Here is an 18,747-nt window from a genome sequence, read left to right on the forward strand (position 1 = left end):
TGGCCTATCTGGCTGAGTATTCGCATGAATTCCGCCAGTAATTCTTACTTCAAAACCAGCATGCCTTCGCACCTGAAGGCCATCGCCATCACGCATTTCAAATCCGCAACGCATTCGCGTGGGAATGCCGCCACTCAGCTCTGAATCACCGCTTGTTATCTTTGCTGAGTGCTCTTCGGCCAAAGCGGTCAACTTCCCCAGAGAGGCTAGTTGTCCACTTCCGACTCTAACGCCGACAGTTTCACACCCGTCGCCTCAATGGCAGGTATGTAACCTATGTCAGACTTCAATAATCGGTGTAGCCCTTTTCTCCAGGCGTGTAAAAGGTAGAGAAATCAGGTGCCACCAGTTCCTGTCCCAACTTCAGCTTGGCTACCAGATTCGGATTCGAGATAAACGGACGACCGAAAGCTACCAGGTCACCACGCTGCGCATCGAGATCAGCCTCGGCTCGGGCGACATCGTAGCCACCTGAGAGAATGTATTGCCCGTTGAACGCGGCACGGAGCTTGGCTTTCAACTCGGGGCTCACTTCAGGCGCCCCCATGGCGCTGTGATCCACGGTGTGGATATAGAGCAGGCCGAGCGTATTCAACTCGTCGATCAGACGCAGGTACAGCGCATCCATCTCGGCATCCGGCGCTTGGGCATTGAAGACACCGTACGGCGAGATACGTATGCCAACGCGCTCGGCACCAATGGCGGCGATGGTCGCCTTGGCGACTTCGACCGCGAAGCGGATGCGGTTCTCGACCGAGCCACCCCAGCGATCATGGCGCTGATTGGAAGCGGTATTGAGGAATTGGTCGATCAGGTAGCCGTTGGCCGCATGCAGTTCGACGCCATCAAAACCGGCCGCTATCGCCAGTTTGGCCGACGCCGCATATTCGGCGATGCTGTGGGCAATATCCGCCTCGCTCATTTCGCGGGGTACCGGATAGGGCTGCATGCCATCGCTGTCGGTCCATATCTCGCCGGGAACGGCAATCGGCGAGGGTGCCAGCACGCTGGCGCCGTCCGGCATGTTGGCGGGATGGCTCACCCGCCCGGTGTGCATCAACTGCACAAAAATCCTGCCGCCAGCCTGATGGACGCTATCGGTCACCCGCCGCCAGCCCTGCACCTGCGCATCGTCGAACAGTCCTGGGATGCGCGCATAGCCCAGGCCGTTGGGCGATGGCGAGGTGCCCTCGGTAATGATCAGGCCGGCCTCCGCCCGCTGGCGGTAATACTGTTCCATCAGTTCATTGGGCAGGTTGCCGGTCGCGCGGCTGCGCGTCAGCGGTGCCATGACGATGCGGTTCTTCAGCGACAGGCTGCCGAGTCGGGTGGGGGTGAATAGCGGGCTGCTCATGAGAATCTCCAGGATGTCGGATTTGGATCAAGTCGGGTTGCAACAAGGGCGCAGCGACCGGCAGCGCTCAGAGGGCAAGTAGTCGCGGCGCTGGCTGGCCGGTTTGCATCGCGGCAAACAGTTCGGCGCGTGCCGTGTCGTATCGCGCCCAGAGGCCGGTATCCGCCATGGACGGCAACGTAACCGACTCGCCCTGGTCGAAACCGGCCAACGCCGCGTCCACCAGATGCTCGGCAGACATCACCGTTTCTTGCGGCAACGCCGCCAGCGGCACGCCGGAGATATCCCAAAGATCGGTGGCGGTGGCGGCAGGCAGCACCACTTGAACCCGGATACCGGTCTCCGCCAGCTCCTGCTGCAGGCCGCGGCTGAAGTTGAGCACGAAGCCCTTGGTGCCGCTGTAGACCGCGCTTACCGGCAGCGCATGCAGCGCCAGCGCCGAGGCGATATTGATGATGACGCCATCGTTGCGTGCCTTGAATGCCGGCAGTACCGCATGGGTCAAGCGCGTCAGCGCGGTAATGTTCAACGCGATCTGCGACAGCGAGTCCTGCGACGGGGCATCGGTAACCGGGGCCAGTCGGGCAATACCGGCGTTGTTCACCAGCACCCGGATGGCAGGGTTGGTGGCGAGAATGGTTTCCAGCGCAGTGAGGCCGGCGTCTTGCTCAAGATCGGCCACCAGCGTTTCGGCCTTGACGTCGTAAGCCTGCTCCAGCCGTGCGGCGAGTGTCTGCAGGCGCTCACCACGGCGGGCGACGAGCAACAGGTCATAGCCGCGCCGGGCCAGACGATCAGCGTAGATGGCGCCAATGCCGGATGACGCGCCGGTGATAACGGCAATTTTTCTGGATGCGTTCATGGTTTTCTTCTATCTGTCTGGTGGGGGAAAACTGGGGGGTTAATAGCGACGGTTCAGCGCATCTTGACGACCACTTTGCCCTTGGATCGTCCTTGGGCAAGGTACTCAAGCGCCTCCTTGGCCTGCTCGAACGGGAACACCTTGTCGATCACCGGCCGGATGCGTTCCGTCTCGAGGAGCTGGCCAATGTGGCCAAGTTGGCCGCCGTCCGGGCGCACGAACAGAAACGAGTAGCTAACGCCCCGCTGCTTGGCAAGGCGCATGATCTTGCGGCTCATCAGCCCGAACACAAAGCGCAGCACGACGTTCAAGCCTCTGGCGCGCGCGAATGCGGCATCCAGCGGGCCGATGAGCGAGACGACCTTGCTTCCCGGCTTGAGGATGGTGAGGGATTTTTCAATGGTGTCTCCCCGCACGGTGCCCAACACCGCGTCGTACCCATGCAGCAGGTTTTCGAATGCCTGCTGCTTGTAGTCGACCACCTCGTCTGCGCCAAGGCTGCGCACCAGTTCGACGTTGCCGGTACTGGTGGTGGTGCCCACCCTGGCGCCAAGGTGCTTGGCCAGCTGGATCGCAAAGGTGCCGATCCCGCCGGAGCCGGCCGGGATGAACACCTTCTGGCCGGCCTGAAGATTGGCGCGCTCCTTCAACGCTTGCCACGAGGTGAGGCCGACCATCGGGATCGAGGCAGCCTGCACGAAGTCCAGATTGGCCGGTTTCAGCGCGGCAGCGCGCTCCGGTACCACCGCGAATTCGGCAATCGACCCCGTGCCAAGGTCGAATATGCTGGCGAAGACGGCATCGCCTGGCTTGAAGCGAGTCACGTTGCGGCCAACCTCGGTCACCACGCCGGCCAGATCGCTGCCCAATGTGGCCGGAAGCTGGAAATGCAGAACCGGTTTGAACATCCCGGTCGGAACTACGTAGTCGATCGGGTTCAGGCCGGCAGCGTGAACCTGTACCAGCAGTTCGTCGTCCTTGAGCGTGGGGTGCGGCACCTCGCTGAGCCCGATCTCAGGTGACTTGCCGTAGCGTTTGAAAATAAGGGCTTTCATATGGTGATTTTCCATCCTTGGTTTTTCATTCTGGTCGGAGCGGATCAGTCGGCGAGGAAGTCCAGCACGGCGGGGACAAAGGCCCGGTAGTACTGGAACACGCCGCCGTGACCGGAATCGGGGTAGATCGTGAGTCGGGCATTCGGCAACCGGCGCGCCATATCGGCGGACAGGCTGCTGTCGACCATGAGGTCGTTGTCGCCGTTAGCCACGAATACAGGTTGTTTGATGGCGGAGAGATCATGGGGGGGGTCAAGCCCCAGTGACGAATCGCCTGCAGTTGCGCACGTCGGGCCTGCAGGGAAATGGGCTTGTCACGGCCTTGGGTGCGCTCGTTCAGTGCGGCGAAGTAATCCCGCGCCGCGCGCTTGCCTTCCGAGGTACGGGGGAAGAACAGGAAATTCCTCGCGTCGCTCCAGGTCAACGCCGCCTTGATGTAGGCAAGGACAGCGACTTTGGTGACCTCGTCGATGCCTCCGCCACCCCGTGGGCCTGTTCCTGCGAGGATCATCCTCCGTACGAGGTCAGGCGCCTGCAGAGCCGCCGTCTGTGCCACGCCACCGCCCATCGAGAACCCGAGCAGATCGACCTGCGTGAACCCCAGGGCGCGGATGAAGGCGATGGCATCGCGCCCCATCTCTTCGATGGTGTGCGGGACCGCGCCTCCGGAAGCCCCGACCCCGCGATTGTCGAAGGCGATGACCCGGCGCTGTGCGGCGATGCCGTCGATAACCCGCGGATCCCAGTCATCGAGTACGGCCATCAGGTGGTGCAGGAAGATCACCGGCACGCCGGAATCGGGGCCGAGCTCCCGATAGGCGAAAGCCACCCCGCCAACGTCAATCGTGCGGGTCGGTACATCTCTCCATTTCACATTGCCCATCGCCCCCCTCGCGGCGGCGGCTCCGCCGATGCTTGAGGGTGCCCCGGTTACCGGAGCGATACCTGTATTGTTCGTGCCCATTAATGAAATCTCCGTGGCGAGTGGATTGCTGGTCGCCGAAGTGTTAGTATCAAAGTGATACTAACAATACTACCAATTTCCTGGTAAGTCACTATCAAAACAGTATGGACAGCGAAAATAGTTGCGATAACCCATGCCCGATCGAGCGCAGCCTGACTGTCGCTGGTGACGCGTGGAGCATATTGATCCTGCGGGATGCCCATGCCGGCCTCTCGCGCTTTGACCAATTCCGGAAAAGCCTGGGCATTGCACCAACGATGCTGACCCGCCGGCTGGCGACACTGACGGAGGAGGGATTGCTGGAGAAACGGCGCTACTCGGAGCACCCGCCGCGAGAGGAGTATCTGCTGACCGTTGCCGGTCGCGATTTTCTGCCGGTGCTGTTCATGATTGGTGCGTGGGGGCGTCAATACCGGGGCGGCGGCAAGCTGATTCGTTTCTTCGACGCGGAAACAGGCACGGAAATTAAAGCTGTCGCCGTGGATGAGGTCACCGGGGCGAAGATCGGGACTCGCCCCATACGCATGGTCACGCCTGATGAAAGCTGACAGGTGAGAAGCTTACGACTAGGTGTGTAAGCCACTACAGCTGACTGCTCAGAGATGATGCAATTGGGCGTGCAAGTATATGCAATTACGCATTGAATTATTGGCGGCCCAAATCCCGCCTTGGGTCGCCTGTTCGCGTTCCCAAGCCAGAAAGCAGTCCTCCAGCAACGGAGCAAGGGAATGGTCGGTATGTGGCCCTGAACAAACGCTCAGGCCCGATGGGGCGACAGACCGCTTCGGCCGACCAATAGCCGATGCGTTAGCTACGCAGGCAGAAGTTCGGCCGAAGCGGACGTTCATGCCATTGCGATAGCATGACTGCTATCGGCCAGGAGCAGACATTACCGGGACAGTTGGAGCCGCCATGCGGATGACTGCTTGGGTCAGACACCTGCCTGACCGCCTACGCGTGCAACTCGGCCGAAGCGGACGTTCGTTCCTTCTATAACGAATGGCTGCTTTCCGATACGAAAGTGGACTGCCCTGGGTACCGTAGACAAATTCCCGCCTCACGCCGACGCCCGTTCAAAGGCATCGGGGCTGATGCCGCCCAGGTAGCTGTGGCGGCGGGTTCGATTGTAAAAAGCTTCGATGTAATCGAATACATCTGACTTGGCCAAGTCGCGGGTTTTGTAAATCCGTTTGCGGATACGCTCCTTCTTCAGACTGCTGAAGAAGGACTCTGCCACGGCGTTATCCCAGCAATTGCCACGTCGGCTCATGCTGGGTTCAAGGTCGTGGGAGAGGCAGAAACGGCGCAAATCATCACTACATATTGCGAGCCCTGATCTGAATGGACCAGCACGCGACCAGTAGGTTTGCGCCGCCACAGTGCCATCAGCAGAGCGTCCAACGCCAATTCGCGGCTCAATGTCGGTTTCATCGACCAGCCCACCACCTTGCGTGAGAACAAGTCGATCACCACCGCCAGATAAAGCCAGCCCTGCCAGGTACGGATGTAAGTAATGTCCGTCACCCAGGCTTGGTCAGGCTGTGACGTCGTGAACTCGCGATTTAGATGGTTTGGGGCCAACAAGGAAGGGCGACCTGCAATAGGTCGTGGCGCCTTATAACCGCGCTGGGCCTTGATACTGTGTTGCCGCATGATTCTGGCGACACGGTGTTTGCCACATAGCTCGCCGATTTCACGTAGATCACCCAGTACGCGGCGAGACCCATACACCCCGCCACTGGCTCGCCAGGAGTCGCGAATCAACGCCAGCAATCTGGCATCTTCCTTGGCATGGTCAGACTCGGGGCGGTGTAGCCATTGATAGAAGCCGGCACGGGCAACTTGCAACAAACGACACATGGTCGTCAGCGGCCAGGTATGTCGATGCTCGTTCATGAAGCGGTACCTTACTCGGACTCCCTGGCAAAGTACCGCGCGGCTTTTTTTAGAATATCTCGCTCTTCTTCTGTGCGCCGCAGTTGCGCCTTCAGGCGAAGGATTTCGCTCTTTGCCTCGATCAGCTCGGCAGCCTGTTTCTCCGAATTATCTGGGCTGACCGCTTTCACCCATTTGTATAGGCTGTGGCTGGAAACCCCAAGCCGAGCGGAAACCTCGGCCACAGAGTAGCCGCGCTCAGTGACCTGTTTGACGGCTTCTTCTTTGAATTCAGGGGTGAAACGCTGTGTGCTCATGGACATCCTCCTATGCTCAAATCATAGGGCAGGATTGCCTACAGGAGCCGGGGCAGTCCAAAGCAGCCACCTAGGCGACTAGTAAATCAGGGGCGATTCAAGGTGCTTGATCGAGCATTCAGTACCCAGCCGGACGGCTACCTCACACGGGAAGAGGTCAAGGTTGCTAGTGGTCGCTTTACCTTAAATCTCGAGGAGAAATCGGGCCAGCCGCGATGCAGCCTGTCGACTGTCTTTCTGGGGCAGTCTGAAGGGACACTCAAGCTGAAGCTGGTTCGCTCCGATGCGAACGGTGAGGTGAACGCCGAGCAGGTTCGTTCGTTTGCGGTGGGGGTAAGGTCGGTGTCGTTGCCAGGGGCCAAGTTGACCGTTACGAAGGCAGATGCCAAGTCCATTAAGGTTCATATCGATAGTTTGACCCCGGTCGACTGTCTGGCGGGCCTGTAAGGTCAGTACTCAGGGGGCAATGTGATGGGTGCGGTCATACGGCTACTGGCAATTACCGGAATCGGCCTGGCCGCGGCCTTCTCTCAGGCTGGGGAGTTGAGCAAAGCCGTTTCCATGGTGGCACGTACTCATCAAACCACCCAGGCCACTATCCAGGGCCATGCGGCCCACGTGATTTATGTCGGGCAATTTAACGATTGCGAAGCCGTATCAGTGCGTTCCAATGGCCACGACCAACACTTCCGTATCTACGGCAACAACGTCATAGATCGCCACTCCGTGGCGCCGACGTGGCCGGAAGGGCCGGATAACAAACGGGTGCTGGCGGCCGTAGTCCAGAATGCAATCCTCTACGGACAGGACAGCCAGAGCGACAACGATGGTTATCTGATCCAGGCTCGAGCATTGGGGGCGGTCGGGTCATCATGCAAGAACCTGGATGTGCTCATCAGCTTTGATGGCGACCTCGTTGATCACGCCCTAAAGAATGTATGCGAGTAGCAGGACAAACCTGAGGAGTAGGAGCTGTGATCAAGAAAGCCCTATTTTGGGGATTGGCATGTCTGGCAAGCGCAGGCTGCTTGGCGGCAGAAACTTTTCATGTGGATCTCGACAAGATCCAAGTATTTTCATCGGAGATTGGCACTCATCCAACGTTCCTGACGAAGGTGTTCAACAGCAAGATCAGTGCGGTTGATGAGCAGCATCCTGAACTGGCCAAAGCACTGCTGGAAGAAGTGGCAGCAGCAGGCTACCAAGTTGCGACGCCACCGGAGAAATCCCAGCTTTACACGCTCGAAGAGATCTATGCCGGAAAGCCGGACGGCTATACCTTCCCCAAAGAAAGCGAAACCACGGGATTACGGTTCCCTATCTTTCATCTGCTGGCCAATGGGCTGACATGCGCCACCCTGCATGTCTGTAACGATCCAGGCATTGCTGCCAATATGGCGTTCGATAGTCTCGAAAGTGCCCAAGCCGAGGCGATACACCGTACAGCTCCCAAACTGTCTGAAGGGCAGAATCAAGCCACGTCTATGGTGATCACCAAGCTCTGCACCGTGCTCGGTAGGTCCTGCTCGTTGTCCGTGGCGTTGGCGTACGACCCGGTGGTGAGTCTGGACCAGCTTCGCCTGGCCAACGCGCGGGAGGGTTTTCCGCGAAGCTTGTTGTTGAAGAAGTAAACTTCAACTGCGGGTAGGCCAGCAGAGTGGCCACAGCACTCCCGGCCTCCGTCGGGGCGAGCTATTGCGAAGTAAAGGGTTCAGCCGGCGACCGCTGAGTCATTGAGGGGTGGAGCGCAGCGATTTAAAGAGTAACAACAGATCCACAGTCCAGTCCCATCGACCGGTCGGTAGGCAAGTCCTCGGGGGCCTTGATCATGTCATTGCGTGTTTTACAGAATAATTTTCAAATATTGTGTAGAACAAGCACGAATAAACCACGCGGCTTGGATAGGCCATGATTAGCCATACTGTGCAGCACTTGATGCGAGATGCTCCCAAGGGGCAGCCTATGGATGCAAAGCTGCTGGCTGAGCTTGGCGTCAGCATGGCTATGGCATCCTATCTGGTGAAGCAAGGATGGATGTACCGCTTGTCACAAGGGGCGTACCTATTGACCGGAGACAAACCCACCCGGGACGGGACGATCGTCTACCTCAGCCGCAAGATCGGCGGTTTGCATGTGGGCGGCAAGACCGCTCTGGCCTGGCGAGGGGTGCGGCACAATGTCGCATTCAAGGAACGGGTGGTTCTGTGGGGACGTAAACCGTACACATTTCCGTCCTGGATCAGTGAGGTGATGCACTATTCCTACCAGACAACACGCCTTTTCGATGACAGCCTGCCGTATGACTCTTGGCTGACGCCTATCCCCGTAGGCCACCCCGGCGTGCTCGTATCCAGCATGGAGCGCGCCTTACTTGAGCTGGCCTCAGACATTGGAAAGGGGCAATCAATAGAAGAAGCGTGCAATCTGATGGTGACACTACGGAACCTGCGCACCGTTGTGCTGGATGAACTACTCATACATTGCACCCGAGTGAAAGTGGTGAGGCTGGCACGTGACTTGGGGCTGGCGTCTGGTTATGAGTGGGGATGTGACTTGCAGAAGCACGTTGATCGTATCAGTAAAGGCAAGCGTTGGTCAGTGTTGGCGAAGGATGGTGAAAGACTGACGCTGAAGCCATGATGGAAGGAGCAAGAATATGCGGGAGTTTCTACGTGAATTTTGGCTAGCGGCGAAGGAAGGCCCACGACTGTATTTCGCCCCGCTGATCGGTGTAGTTAGAGGTGTCAAGGAAGAGTGGCTTCGCTGTACTGGGTCACATCGGTAGTGTCTTCCGCGCACGCATTCATTATTTTTTAGAAGCTATGGCCATGCCGAGGTCAATCAAGCCTGTGGCTAATGGGCGTTGCAATCTACAGAACATCCCAAGAACGACAATCTGATTGAGGTCGAGGACCATGCTCGTATTTGTCGACACCGAATTCACCAATTTCATCCAAATTGATTTGATAGCCATCGGTCTAGTGGCCGAGGATGGCCGGGAGTTCTATGCCGAGCGGAATGACTATCGTCGGGAGGATTGTAGCGATTTTGTGCGGGCCTACGTTCTTCCGCTGTTAGGCCGAGTGAAGGATGCCAGTTGCACCGCACAAGAGCTGACTTTGCGTCTTCACGCCTGGTTCGCGTCGCTCGGCCAGTCGGTAACCTTGGTGTTTGATTACGCTTCTGACTGGGATCTCCTCGCTGATGCCCTCCAGGGGGAGGGTGGCCAACCATTACCCAGCAACCTGGGGGAGAAGTGGCTTCTGACGTTCGAAGTCATCGGTGATTCGGTTTTCCAGCAAACCATGGCAGCAACATATAGTGCAGACTGGCCTCCACATCATGCATTGGCCGATGCTCGTGCATTGCGGTCCGGGTTCTTATCATGGAAGCTGGCTGCGTCAGCCTAGGCAGACACAAGTCCTTTTTACAGCATCGTTTGATCCGTTGAATCTGCCCCAAGTCATTCGTATTGAGGGCCTGCTCCGCTGCTTCCTTTAAGCATAGGGGCAAAGTTGTGAATGGTCCCCGGGGACAATACTAGTCAACCTGCTTCTTCGCTTTCAGCATCTCTAGCTTCTTGTCTTGCCGTTCCTTGGCGCGCCGCTTTTTCTCTGCAACTTCTTCTTGAAGGAGAATCTGGCGGGCATCTTCGGTTTTACAGAATCCCAGTTGGATCAGAACCTGAAGCTTGGCTAGTGGGCTCAGATTCAGGCGTCCGCTACGACACTCACTTAACGTACTCGGGGCAATACCGAGGTACTCGGCCAGTTGCCGATCCTCAGCAAACTCAAGCTCCTCTTTGATCGAGTCGATCACCGATATCCACTCGATGACGGGAGCATTTTTGTCATCGGCCTGGATGAGATTCTTCGCATCAACTATACTTCGAATTTGCGAATTCATAATTTCGATTCCAATAAATAAATCCTATAACAAATCCAGTATAACACGTATCTATACGTTGTTTGTATTGGTTGTTCGAATCTACGAAACAACAGCCCACAGGGTATGCCAATGAACTAAGAGACAACCGAGCAGGAGAAGTGAGAACGGCCTCGTCATGAGGCCGTAGAGAGTTAGGTGTCAACTTTGCGGGAAGACACTTTGATTCTCGGACAGCGACCGTAGTGTGTCAACACGGCGATGGGTGGTTGTTGCTCTCAGTTCCTGTCTCCTGCTCGTTTGGGACTTCGAGGAGCAATACTGTGTTGTCCGAAGCAGAGGTCGAACGACTGTTCGACAAATTCAACATCCCCGTCGTGGGACGAAACCGTATTCGCTGGATACGCGAGAACGCACCCGTGCGACGGGTCCATGGCGGCGGCATCAGTCAAACAATTCGTTACTGCGGTCGCAAAATGAATTTTGTCATCGAGGCTGAAGCCCTTAGGACAGAGTTCGCAACGATTGTGTCATTTGATAATGACAATGACATTCTTGAGTTTTATCACCAACCTTGCCGGTTAAATATCGCATGGAAAAAAGCCAATGGCCGCCGGGCGGCGACCAGTATCACGCCGGATCTGTTTTGTATTAGCCGATCAGGGTTCTATTTTGTCGAATGCAAAACCGATCAAGACTTGTTTGAGCTAAATGAGAAAGATCCGGTGCGATTTATTCTGGGTGATAACGGTAAGTGGTGTTCTCCACCCGCTGAAGTTGCGGCTCGCGAATTTGGCTGTGATTTTGTCGTTAGACCTTCATCTGAGAATAACTGGATTCTAATAGAAAATTTAGAGCTTCTTAAGGATTACTACATTCATCCATTTGAGTCGAATGGTGATGAGTTGCAGAAACTTCGTGAATTTTTCTCCCGTAATCCATGGGGGGCTATTTGTGACTTGATAAAAGCTGTCGATGCAGATGTTGTCTACAACTCTATCGTAACAAAAGAGTTTATCTTTGATTTAAATGGCAGTCGTCTAAAAGAAGTAGAAGATGCTTATTTGTTTAGAGATGAGATAAGTGCGCAAGCCTATAAAATATATCTTGAATCAAAATCAACTTCACCTGGCTTGCCCGCAGGAATTGAACTACGGCCCGGATGTGTATTTCTTTGGGATGGCAGGTCCTGGGAAATAGTAAATGTTGGTGATGTGGGGGTGGCCGCAAGGTGTGTGGATTCGCAAGACTCCATGTTGATGGATCTGACTTACCAAGAAATGGCGGGGTTGGCAAAAAGTGGAAAAATCATATCTGTCGGTCGGAATAATTCTGATAATTCGTATGATCTATTGAAGAAGTGCTCACCAAAAGATATTCGGATTGCTTTACATCGACATGAAATACTATTTGGCACTCCTGGAAAGAACAACCCATATGTTGATAAAAGTACAAGAACGAAATTTAACTGGAAAGCAAGGTGGAGAGAAGCGGAGGTTAAGTATGGTTATGGCTTTATTGGATTGGTGCCGAATTGGGATAAAACTCAAGGCAACCACGATAGGAAGATAGAAGCAGGTGTTATTGCCATTATTGAAGAACTATACCCTGATTGCTGGGCTAACCCCAAGCAAAAATCTATTACTCATTTTATTGGCGCTGTCAACAATGAATGCGAGAAGCGCGGATTTTCAAAAATCTGTGCAAAGACATTAAGAGCTGAAATTAAAAGGATTCAAACTGCAGAGGATGTGAGGGAGAGGGAAGGAAGGAAAAAAGCCTATCAATCGGAGGCCATTCAGTACTGGTATATAGGGTATGAAACTCCAGTTCATGGTACTCATCCATTTCATATTGCTCATATCGATCATTCTCCATTTGATGTGCGGCTTACCAATTCAAAATTAGAGTCGGTTGTGAAGACCGGTATCTTATCTCTACTTATTGACGCATATTCAAGAAAAATACTTGCGTGGTACTTTAGTTTTGACAAGCCAAGTTACCGAAGCTGCATGATGGTGTTACGTGATTGCGTGCGACGACATGGACGATTGCCCCAAAGGATTGTTTCTGATGGCGGGGCAGAATTTCAGTCGGCTTACTACGAAAAATTGGTAGCTGTCTATTATGTAGACAAGCAGTCAAGAAAGACCGGAAAACCACGTGATGGTGGAGTTATCGAACGTATGTTTCGTTTGACTAGAGAACAATTTGCAAATGCCTTGTTGGGTAATACACAGGCAGAGCGTTATATACGGCAAGTTTCTCCTGAGGTAAATCCAATAAAATTAGCCAATTGGACTTTGGAAAGACTGACTGCAAGGCTGGAAGAATACTTTAGAACCTATCACCGAAATTTTCATTCAACACTTGGTTGTACGCCAGATCAAAAGTTCTTGGAAGGGATGAGAATTTATGGGGCTAGGAAGAGTGTATTGATTAGCTACGATAAGAATTTCATTGTTACGACTATGCCAACAACCTCAAAAGGTGATGCGAAGGTAACCAATAGAGGGGTTAAAATTAATTACATATTTTATAACTCTGTTGCGTTAGATAGTTATTCTGTCGTTAATTCAAGGGTTCCGGTTAGATACGACCCTTGGGATGGTGGTCATGCTTATGTGTATTGCAATAACGAATGGATTGAGTGTTTTAGTGAGTATTACAAGGTATTCAAAGGCATGAGTGTAAAAAAAATAGCTATAGCTACTGAGTGCCTGAGACAAAAATATAGGATGGCGGGCAAGGAGTACGAAATTACCGCTCAGCGAATCGCTGAATTTTTATCCTCAGCCGAAGAAGAAGAGAAGCTTGCTATGCAAACCATGCACGATTCTGAGGTGCAAGCGGTAAATTCGCGAATTAGCCAGGATTTACTTGTGCCAGATGCGGGGGAAAATAGGACGGGCGCAGATGACAACGTCAATCCAAGCTGGACGCCTAAAATTCTGGATACCTTCTGATGGGTGGCTGCAGTGCTTAGAAAAGAATCGTTATCAGCTTTGGAAGATTTTAAAAAAGTCCGGGCGAGGCATGAAAAATTAAACGAGCTTTTTGATCGACTTGAAGAGGTGCCGCTTCCGTCTTCTCAAGGGAAGATTTTTGCTGTGGTTGGCGCTACTGGTGCTGGTAAGTCAACAGCCTTGGGTCATTTTTTTGATTCATATAACCAGCGTTTTATTGATGAAATGGTGAAAAACCCTGGTTTTATTCCCACTGTGTTAGCCACGTTGCCAACGGGATTCAAAGGGGAGTTTGATTGGAAGGACGCTCTGCAGCGTTTGCTAGCTGTGTTTTTCGAGCCTTTGATAAGTAAAAAGATCCTGCCAAGGATAGTTGTGGATCTCGAAGGTGAGCGAATTGAGAACGTCCATAAGCTGGTGACGTCGGCGTTGGCAAGAGCATTCAAAAATGGGCTGCTTGAACGTGAGACCCACTTTGTGGGAATTGATGAAGCATCAAGTATTTTCGCAACTAAAAACGACAGGAGCTACAAATATCAATTTGAGATTCTAAAAAGCATTGTTAATGACTGGGGGCGTCCATTAATTTTGTCGGGTGCTTATGATCTGCTAAAAATTGAAGATTTTAATTCACAGTTGATCCGTAGAACGAAAATAATCCATTTTGAGCGATATCATCCGAACGAGCTAGAGTCGGAAAATAATAAATACGGCCAGTCTTTCGTGAATGCGGTGCATACTTTTTTCAACGCAATGCGGATTCCTATCAGTGATGATGTGAGTGAGAATTATTTTTACATGATGAAAATGAGCTTAGGGTCCGTTGGTTTGTTAAAAGATTGGTGTATGCGCGCTTTGGAGTTTGCTTTTATGTCGCAAACGGAGCCCAAGATCGATATGGATGTCATGAGAAAAACGGCTCTCCCCATTCGGCAGTTAATAAAAATTGAAAAAGAAAATCAATGGGGTGAAAAGCTGTTGAGTGATGATTCTGAAGAGGAGTTGGCCAGTCTTATGGGGTTTCGTAAGGAGAGTGGTGGGTATAAAAAAGATAAGGAAGAGAGCAGTAAGAAGAATTCTCGTAAGCCAGGCAAACGAAACCCTTCTCGTGATTTTGTTGGGAATTGATAATGTATCAGCCGCAAGTCTTATCGCTGCTCGAAGAGTATGACCCCCTGCCTCCAAGGTCGCGGCTTATGCCTGTGAAGCCAATGAATGATGCTTCGTCTATTCAGGAGTCATTGTCAAGTTATTTTGTGAGGCTGGCAAGGAAGCATTCCTGCTCGCCGATGATATTGTTGAAAAACGAGGTTATGGGGTGGACAAAAATAAAATATAACCGAGAGGCCTCTTCAAGGTTTACATCGGATTATATTAGGACTATGAATGGGGTAAGTTTTTACGCCACGGAGCTGACAGAGGCACTAAAGAGTCTGACTGGGCGACCTGAGTTGGATAGATGTAGCTTTCTCCCGTGGACGGAAATTTTAGATCCTAGGGGGAATGGGCTACTACATGCTCGACCACATTGGTGTTCGGAATGCCTTCGGGATTGGCGTACCTCGGGCAGTGAGCCGTATTTCCCATTAATATGGATGGCCGCACCAGTAAAATTTTGTAAAACACACCAGTGCGCTCTGTCGGACATGTGTCCTCACTGTCGAAAAACGCAGCCTTTCTTACCTAAACACGTTTACCTTGATCACTGTTCGCACTGTGGTAAGTGGCTTGCCTCATCTACTGTAGCTGATCTGGGGAATATCGATAATTTTGCTTTGTATCAATATAACTCTATTGAAGAGATGATTGTTAATGGCTGGCGTTGCTTAAGCTTATTAAATTCATCGTCATTTATTAATTCTATTAAAGTCGTTGCTGGTGAGCTTTATGATGGTAGTGTCTATAAAATGGAGCGTGACTTAGGGTTCCAGAGAGGGGTAGTGGCGAATTGGTCTAAATCAAATGCTTCGCCTTCTCTCCCAAGCCTTCTTTTGTTCTCGTACCGGCTTGGTGTTTCTCCATTGGAATTCATTACATTGCTAGACCATCAACACATTCATCCGCATGTTGGCTTGGATCATCGGAAGCAAGCTAGTAAACGCAAAGGGCTCTTGGCATCTGAATTTTCTCGGGTGAAGTCGGTTTTGGAGTCAGTAATTGCGTCTGGCGTCTCAAAAAGTCCTGTTGGATCAATCGCGCGTGATCTTGGTTATACAGTTACCTTGTTGCGATATTGGTTTAAAGAAGAATGCCAAGCTATTTCGCGTCTTTATAAAGAGTATCGCCATAGTTGTAGAATGGAAAACGAACAGAAAGATGTTGATGTGGTTAAGGAAGTGTTTGAAGTCCTTACGGCTAAAAGGGCAAGAATTACAAATAGGGTTTTGCAGCATGAGCTTTCTTTGCGTGGTGTCGTTCTATCACGGCCGCATGTTTTGGCGGCGGTGGAGGAGGAACGGCAGAAAAGGTTGTTTTGCTAAGTGTTGAGGATGTGCCTTGATGCTGGAGCTTGTGGTTACGGCGATTTTCCAACAAGCCTTTGGCAGATAAACCTCGTTTTATCCGGCACAATGTCCGCTTCGCTTATGGCCGGGCGCTGACGTAGCTGACATCACCAGAAAACTGCCCTTACGTTTCCATCGGTCTACTATCGGGAACCAGCTTGGAAATCCTGATCTCGGCCAACTGCTGTCAGTCGCCCATCCCACAAAGCTGCCATTCGAGCGGCTGGTCCGCCACGGAACCCGCCAGATAGCCTACGAGTGCATTTCAGCCGGAGCAGCCACTTGGCCTTAGACGAACAATGGCTGCTCCAGTAAGAGAAGCAGCCACCAAAATGACGAGCAGACTAGGGGGCAATGCTTCATTGTGCCGCAGGCTAATCCGAAGCGGCGACGGTCGATCCACGCTATCATCCATGAAATGGACCGTGGTCCGTGGCATCGATCTGTTTGCGCCCGGCAGCTCCCGTGATCAGTGCTTGACCAGCACCACCTTGCCCCGGAACAGATGGTACTGGTACAGGTTGTAACCGAGCATGATCGGGAACACAAAGCCGATGCCGAACAGCATGAACGTCAGGGTCGGGCTGTCGGAAGCGGCAGCGGCAACGGTCAGGCGGCCCGGCACGATATACGGGAACAGGCTGATTGCAAGGCCCGCAAACGACACGACGAAGAGCAACGTCGCCCCCACGAACGGGCCGTGCTCACCGCGCATGTGCACCGAGTACAGCACGTAGACGGATGCCAATGCGGCCACCACTGCGAGCACGACCAGCACCTGGAAGACACCGTCCTGCTGCCAGCGCGTGATACCCACTGTGCTGAATTTCAGCGTCGCGAAAGATACGACGAGCGCAGCGGCGAGCGTCGCGAACAGGGCGGCGACCGAATAGCGACGGGCCGCATCCTCGATGCCGCCGGTTGTCTTCTTGATCAGCCAGGTCGCGCCGAGTAGGCTGTAACCGGCCACGACGCCGATCGCGGTGGCGATAACGAAGCCGGTGTTCGCCGCGCCGGGCGCGAGTCCGGTGAGGACCTTGCCGAGCACGATACCTTGCGAAATCGCCGCAAGCAGGCTGCCCAAGCCGAACATGCGGTCCCATGCCGTCTTGCTGCTATGCGCGGCGTGGCGGAACTCGATCGCGGCGCCACGCATGATGAAGCTCGCGATCAGCATCATCACGGGAACATAAAGATCGGTGAGGATCATCGCATAGGCGCTGGGGAACGCGCCGAACAGCGCGCCGCCGAGGGCGACAAGCCAAGTCTCGTTGGCGTCCCAGACATGGCCGATGGACTGGATCATCACGTCGCGGTCGCTCTCACGGCTGCGCAGCAAGGTCAGGATGCCGACCCCGAGGTCGAAGCCGTCCGTGACGACGTATAGTACGAGCATCAGGCCGATGAGGCCGAACCACGCATGGCTCAGCAGGGCCTGGGTAGAGAGGGAAGTCATCTTGGGTTCCTTACAAAGTAGGCGCGAAGGATTGAGCGGGCCATGCGTCAGTAATCGACGGCGTGCGACGGGCTCTCGCGGTCAGGCTCGGCGGGCGGCATCAGCGTGAGGTCCGGGCCCTTGCGCAGCCAGCGGTACGCGAAGATGAAGAACGACGAGATCAGCACGGCGAAGAACGCCGCGAACATGACCATGCTGCCCGTGATGGCGGTCGACGAGATGGCGGATGCAGCATGTTCGGTGCGCAGCAAGCCGTAGACGGCCCACGGCTGGCGGCCGACTTCCCGTACGATCCAGCCGCACTCCACCGCGATATACGGCAGCGGGATCGTGAATACCCACGCCAGTAGCAGCTTGCGCTGCGAGAGGAGCGCGTCGACGCGGCCGCGCGCCTTGCGCAGTGCGTAGAGGGTCCAGAACGCCAGCAGCATGAAGAGGAAGCCGATCCCCGCCATTGCACGGAACGCGTAGTACAGCAACGGGAGCATCGGCGGCTGGTCGACAACCGGAATGTCCCTCAGCCCCCTCACTTGGCCGTGCAGGTTGTGGGTGCCCAGAATACTCAGCATGCCCGGCACTTCGAGTGACCAGTTGTTGCGCTGCTGCGCGGCGTTGGGCCAGGCGATCAGCGACCAGCTTGCGCCCGTGCCGGGTGCGTTCGTCTCCCAGTGGCCTTCGATGGCGGCCCCCTTGGCGGGTTGGGTCTCGAACACGGTGACACCGCTCGAATCGCCCAACCAGATCTGCACGGGGGTGACGAACGCGAGGATCAGCAGCGCTAGCTTGAACGAGCGGACGAAGAATTCCGGATGGCGGCGCTTCAGCAGGTAGTAGGCGGAGATGCCGACGACCACGACGAGGCCGGTTTCCAGCGCCGCAAACCACATGTGCGATACGCCCCACGCCATGGCGGGGTTGAAGATCGCCTCCACGTAGTCGGTCACCACCAGCTTGCCATTCACGACGGCGACGCCGCTCGGGGTCTGCAGCCAGGAGTTGGCGACCATGATCCAGAACGCCGAGAGCGATGAGCCCAGCGCGACCATCGCTGTCGCGAACAGGTGGACGCCCTTCGGCACGCGCCCCCAGCCGAGCATCATGATGCCGACGAAGCCCGCCTCCAGCATGAAGGCCATCGCCCCCTCGAAGCCGAGGATGTTGCCGAAGAACTGGCCGGTGTACTCCGAAAACGGCCCCCAGTTGGTGCCGAACTGAAACTCCATCGGAATGCCGGTCACGACACCGACGGCGAAGTTGAGCAACAGCAGTTTGCTCCAGAACCGTGCGTGGCGGTACCAGACAACGTCGCTCGTCTTGACCCACAGGATTTCGATAACGAGCAGGAAGGCAGACAGGCTGATCGTCAGGATCGGCCAGAGTATGTGGAACACCGCGGTCATGGCGAACTGGCCACGCGCGAGGTTGAGAGCTTCTACAGGCATGATGGTCACCCTAAGGATGGAGAACGTGGGGGACACCCCCGACGGGATGCGGCCGCATGGATCGAAC

The 18,747-nt window shown here is 54.4% G+C and carries 16 protein-coding genes and 2 pseudogenes; 10 read left to right on the forward strand and 8 right to left on the reverse strand.

The features are described 5' to 3' along the window. Positions 1-286: 286 nt before the first annotated feature. The 4 genes from ABKF58_RS12295 to ABKF58_RS12310 form a co-directional block, all read right to left on the reverse strand. The gene (locus tag ABKF58_RS12295; RefSeq protein WP_482580953.1) at positions 287-1,354 is read right to left on the reverse strand and encodes an alkene reductase; all 1,068 of its coding nucleotides are present in this window, start codon (positions 1,352-1,354) and stop codon (positions 287-289) included. A 67-nt stretch (positions 1,355-1,421) separates the two neighbouring features. Continuing rightward, entirely contained in the window at positions 1,422-2,216 is a 795-nt protein-coding gene (locus ABKF58_RS12300) for an SDR family NAD(P)-dependent oxidoreductase (RefSeq protein WP_482580955.1), read from the reverse strand. Positions 2,217-2,269: 53 nt separating this feature from the next. Beyond that, positions 2,270-3,271 carry an NADP-dependent oxidoreductase gene (locus ABKF58_RS12305; RefSeq protein ID WP_482580957.1) on the reverse strand — a complete coding sequence of 334 codons (1,002 nt, stop codon included), beginning with the start codon at positions 3,269-3,271 and terminating at the stop codon, positions 2,270-2,272. Between the two features lie 25 nt (positions 3,272-3,296). Then, positions 3,297-4,154: an alpha/beta fold hydrolase gene (locus tag ABKF58_RS12310; protein WP_482580959.1), complete on the reverse strand. Its 858-nt coding sequence runs from the start codon at positions 4,152-4,154 to the stop codon at positions 3,297-3,299. Positions 4,155-4,339: 185 nt separating this feature from the next. Here ABKF58_RS12310 and ABKF58_RS12315 point away from each other — a divergent pair, with 185 nt between their 5' ends. Continuing rightward, positions 4,340-4,783 (forward strand): winged helix-turn-helix transcriptional regulator, encoded by a 444-nt coding sequence (locus ABKF58_RS12315; protein ID WP_482580961.1) that lies wholly within the window; start codon positions 4,340-4,342, stop codon positions 4,781-4,783. A gap of 509 nt (positions 4,784-5,292) precedes the next feature. Here the strand turns inward: ABKF58_RS12315 and ABKF58_RS12320 are convergent. Continuing rightward, positions 5,293-6,427: pseudogene (locus ABKF58_RS12320) on the reverse strand (IS3 family transposase). Positions 6,428-6,529: 102 nt separating this feature from the next. On the opposite strand from ABKF58_RS12320, the gene ABKF58_RS12325 reads away from it, so the two are divergent. From ABKF58_RS12325 to ABKF58_RS12345, 5 genes are all read left to right on the forward strand, one after another. Further along, positions 6,530-6,874, forward strand: a complete 345-nt coding sequence (locus ABKF58_RS12325) for a hypothetical protein (RefSeq protein WP_482580963.1) — start codon at positions 6,530-6,532, stop codon at positions 6,872-6,874. A 24-nt stretch (positions 6,875-6,898) separates the two neighbouring features. Continuing rightward, a complete protein-coding gene (locus ABKF58_RS12330; RefSeq protein ID WP_482580965.1) occupies positions 6,899-7,375 on the forward strand; it encodes a hypothetical protein in 477 nt (158 codons plus the stop codon). Positions 7,376-7,401: 26 nt separating this feature from the next. Continuing rightward, the gene (locus ABKF58_RS12335; RefSeq protein ID WP_482580966.1) at positions 7,402-8,058 is read left to right on the forward strand and encodes a hypothetical protein; all 657 of its coding nucleotides are present in this window, start codon (positions 7,402-7,404) and stop codon (positions 8,056-8,058) included. A gap of 331 nt (positions 8,059-8,389) precedes the next feature. Beyond that, entirely contained in the window at positions 8,390-9,067 is a 678-nt protein-coding gene (locus ABKF58_RS12340) for a type IV toxin-antitoxin system AbiEi family antitoxin domain-containing protein (RefSeq protein WP_482580967.1), read from the forward strand. Positions 9,068-9,342: 275 nt separating this feature from the next. After that, positions 9,343-9,837 (forward strand): hypothetical protein, encoded by a 495-nt coding sequence (locus tag ABKF58_RS12345; protein WP_482580968.1) that lies wholly within the window; start codon positions 9,343-9,345, stop codon positions 9,835-9,837. Positions 9,838-9,967: 130 nt separating this feature from the next. On the opposite strand, the gene ABKF58_RS12350 is transcribed toward ABKF58_RS12345, so the two are convergent. Continuing rightward, a complete protein-coding gene (locus tag ABKF58_RS12350; protein ID WP_482580969.1) occupies positions 9,968-10,333 on the reverse strand; it encodes a helix-turn-helix domain-containing protein in 366 nt (121 codons plus the stop codon). A 302-nt stretch (positions 10,334-10,635) separates the two neighbouring features. Here ABKF58_RS12350 and ABKF58_RS12355 point away from each other — a divergent pair, with 302 nt between their 5' ends. The 4 genes and pseudogenes from ABKF58_RS12355 (at position 10,636) to ABKF58_RS12370 (ending at position 15,758) form a co-directional block, all read left to right on the forward strand. After that, positions 10,636-13,278, forward strand: coding sequence for a Mu transposase C-terminal domain-containing protein (locus ABKF58_RS12355; RefSeq protein ID WP_482580970.1), 2,643 nt, complete (start codon positions 10,636-10,638; stop codon positions 13,276-13,278). A 3-nt stretch (positions 13,279-13,281) separates the two neighbouring features. Beyond that, positions 13,282-14,406: an AAA family ATPase gene (locus ABKF58_RS12360; RefSeq protein ID WP_482580972.1), complete on the forward strand. Its 1,125-nt coding sequence runs from the start codon at positions 13,282-13,284 to the stop codon at positions 14,404-14,406. A 161-nt stretch (positions 14,407-14,567) separates the two neighbouring features. Continuing rightward, positions 14,568-14,858 (forward strand): annotated as a pseudogene (locus ABKF58_RS12365) (hypothetical protein); the annotation flags it as partial. Positions 14,859-14,873: 15 nt separating this feature from the next. Then, a complete protein-coding gene (locus ABKF58_RS12370; protein ID WP_482584421.1) occupies positions 14,874-15,758 on the forward strand; it encodes a hypothetical protein in 885 nt (294 codons plus the stop codon). Positions 15,759-16,251: 493 nt separating this feature from the next. Here ABKF58_RS12370 and ABKF58_RS12375 read toward each other — a convergent pair whose 3' ends face one another. After that, positions 16,252-17,238 carry a cytochrome d ubiquinol oxidase subunit II gene (locus tag ABKF58_RS12375; protein ID WP_482580973.1) on the reverse strand — a complete coding sequence of 329 codons (987 nt, stop codon included), beginning with the start codon at positions 17,236-17,238 and terminating at the stop codon, positions 16,252-16,254. Positions 17,239-17,285: 47 nt separating this feature from the next. Continuing rightward, entirely contained in the window at positions 17,286-18,680 is a 1,395-nt protein-coding gene (locus tag ABKF58_RS12380) for a cytochrome ubiquinol oxidase subunit I (protein WP_482580975.1), read from the reverse strand. Positions 18,681-18,747: the final 67 nt, after the last annotated feature.

This window comes from Pseudogulbenkiania sp. AW2-16, from assembly GCF_056824575.1.

Excerpts from the sequence above, each read along its gene's own strand:
- ABKF58_RS12295 (WP_482580953.1), bottom strand. The coding sequence starts at position 1,354 with ATGAGCAGCCCGCTATTCACCCCCACCCGACTCGGCAGCCTGTCGCTG.
- ABKF58_RS12300 (WP_482580955.1), bottom strand. The coding sequence starts at position 2,216 with ATGAACGCATCCAGAAAAATTGCCGTTATCACCGGCGCGTCATCCGGC.
- ABKF58_RS12305 (WP_482580957.1), bottom strand. The coding sequence starts at position 3,271 with ATGAAAGCCCTTATTTTCAAACGCTACGGCAAGTCACCTGAGATCGGG.
- ABKF58_RS12310 (WP_482580959.1), bottom strand. The coding sequence starts at position 4,154 with ATGGGCAATGTGAAATGGAGAGATGTACCGACCCGCACGATTGACGTT.
- ABKF58_RS12315 (WP_482580961.1), top strand. The coding sequence starts at position 4,340 with ATGGACAGCGAAAATAGTTGCGATAACCCATGCCCGATCGAGCGCAGC.
- ABKF58_RS12330 (WP_482580965.1), top strand. The coding sequence starts at position 6,899 with ATGGGTGCGGTCATACGGCTACTGGCAATTACCGGAATCGGCCTGGCC.
- ABKF58_RS12340 (WP_482580967.1), top strand. The coding sequence starts at position 8,390 with ATGGATGCAAAGCTGCTGGCTGAGCTTGGCGTCAGCATGGCTATGGCA.
- ABKF58_RS12345 (WP_482580968.1), top strand. The coding sequence starts at position 9,343 with ATGCTCGTATTTGTCGACACCGAATTCACCAATTTCATCCAAATTGAT.
- ABKF58_RS12350 (WP_482580969.1), bottom strand. The coding sequence starts at position 10,333 with ATGAATTCGCAAATTCGAAGTATAGTTGATGCGAAGAATCTCATCCAG.
- ABKF58_RS12370 (WP_482584421.1), top strand. The coding sequence starts at position 14,874 with ATGGCCGCACCAGTAAAATTTTGTAAAACACACCAGTGCGCTCTGTCG.
- ABKF58_RS12375 (WP_482580973.1), bottom strand. The coding sequence starts at position 17,238 with ATGACTTCCCTCTCTACCCAGGCCCTGCTGAGCCATGCGTGGTTCGGC.
- ABKF58_RS12380 (WP_482580975.1), bottom strand. The coding sequence starts at position 18,680 with ATGCCTGTAGAAGCTCTCAACCTCGCGCGTGGCCAGTTCGCCATGACC.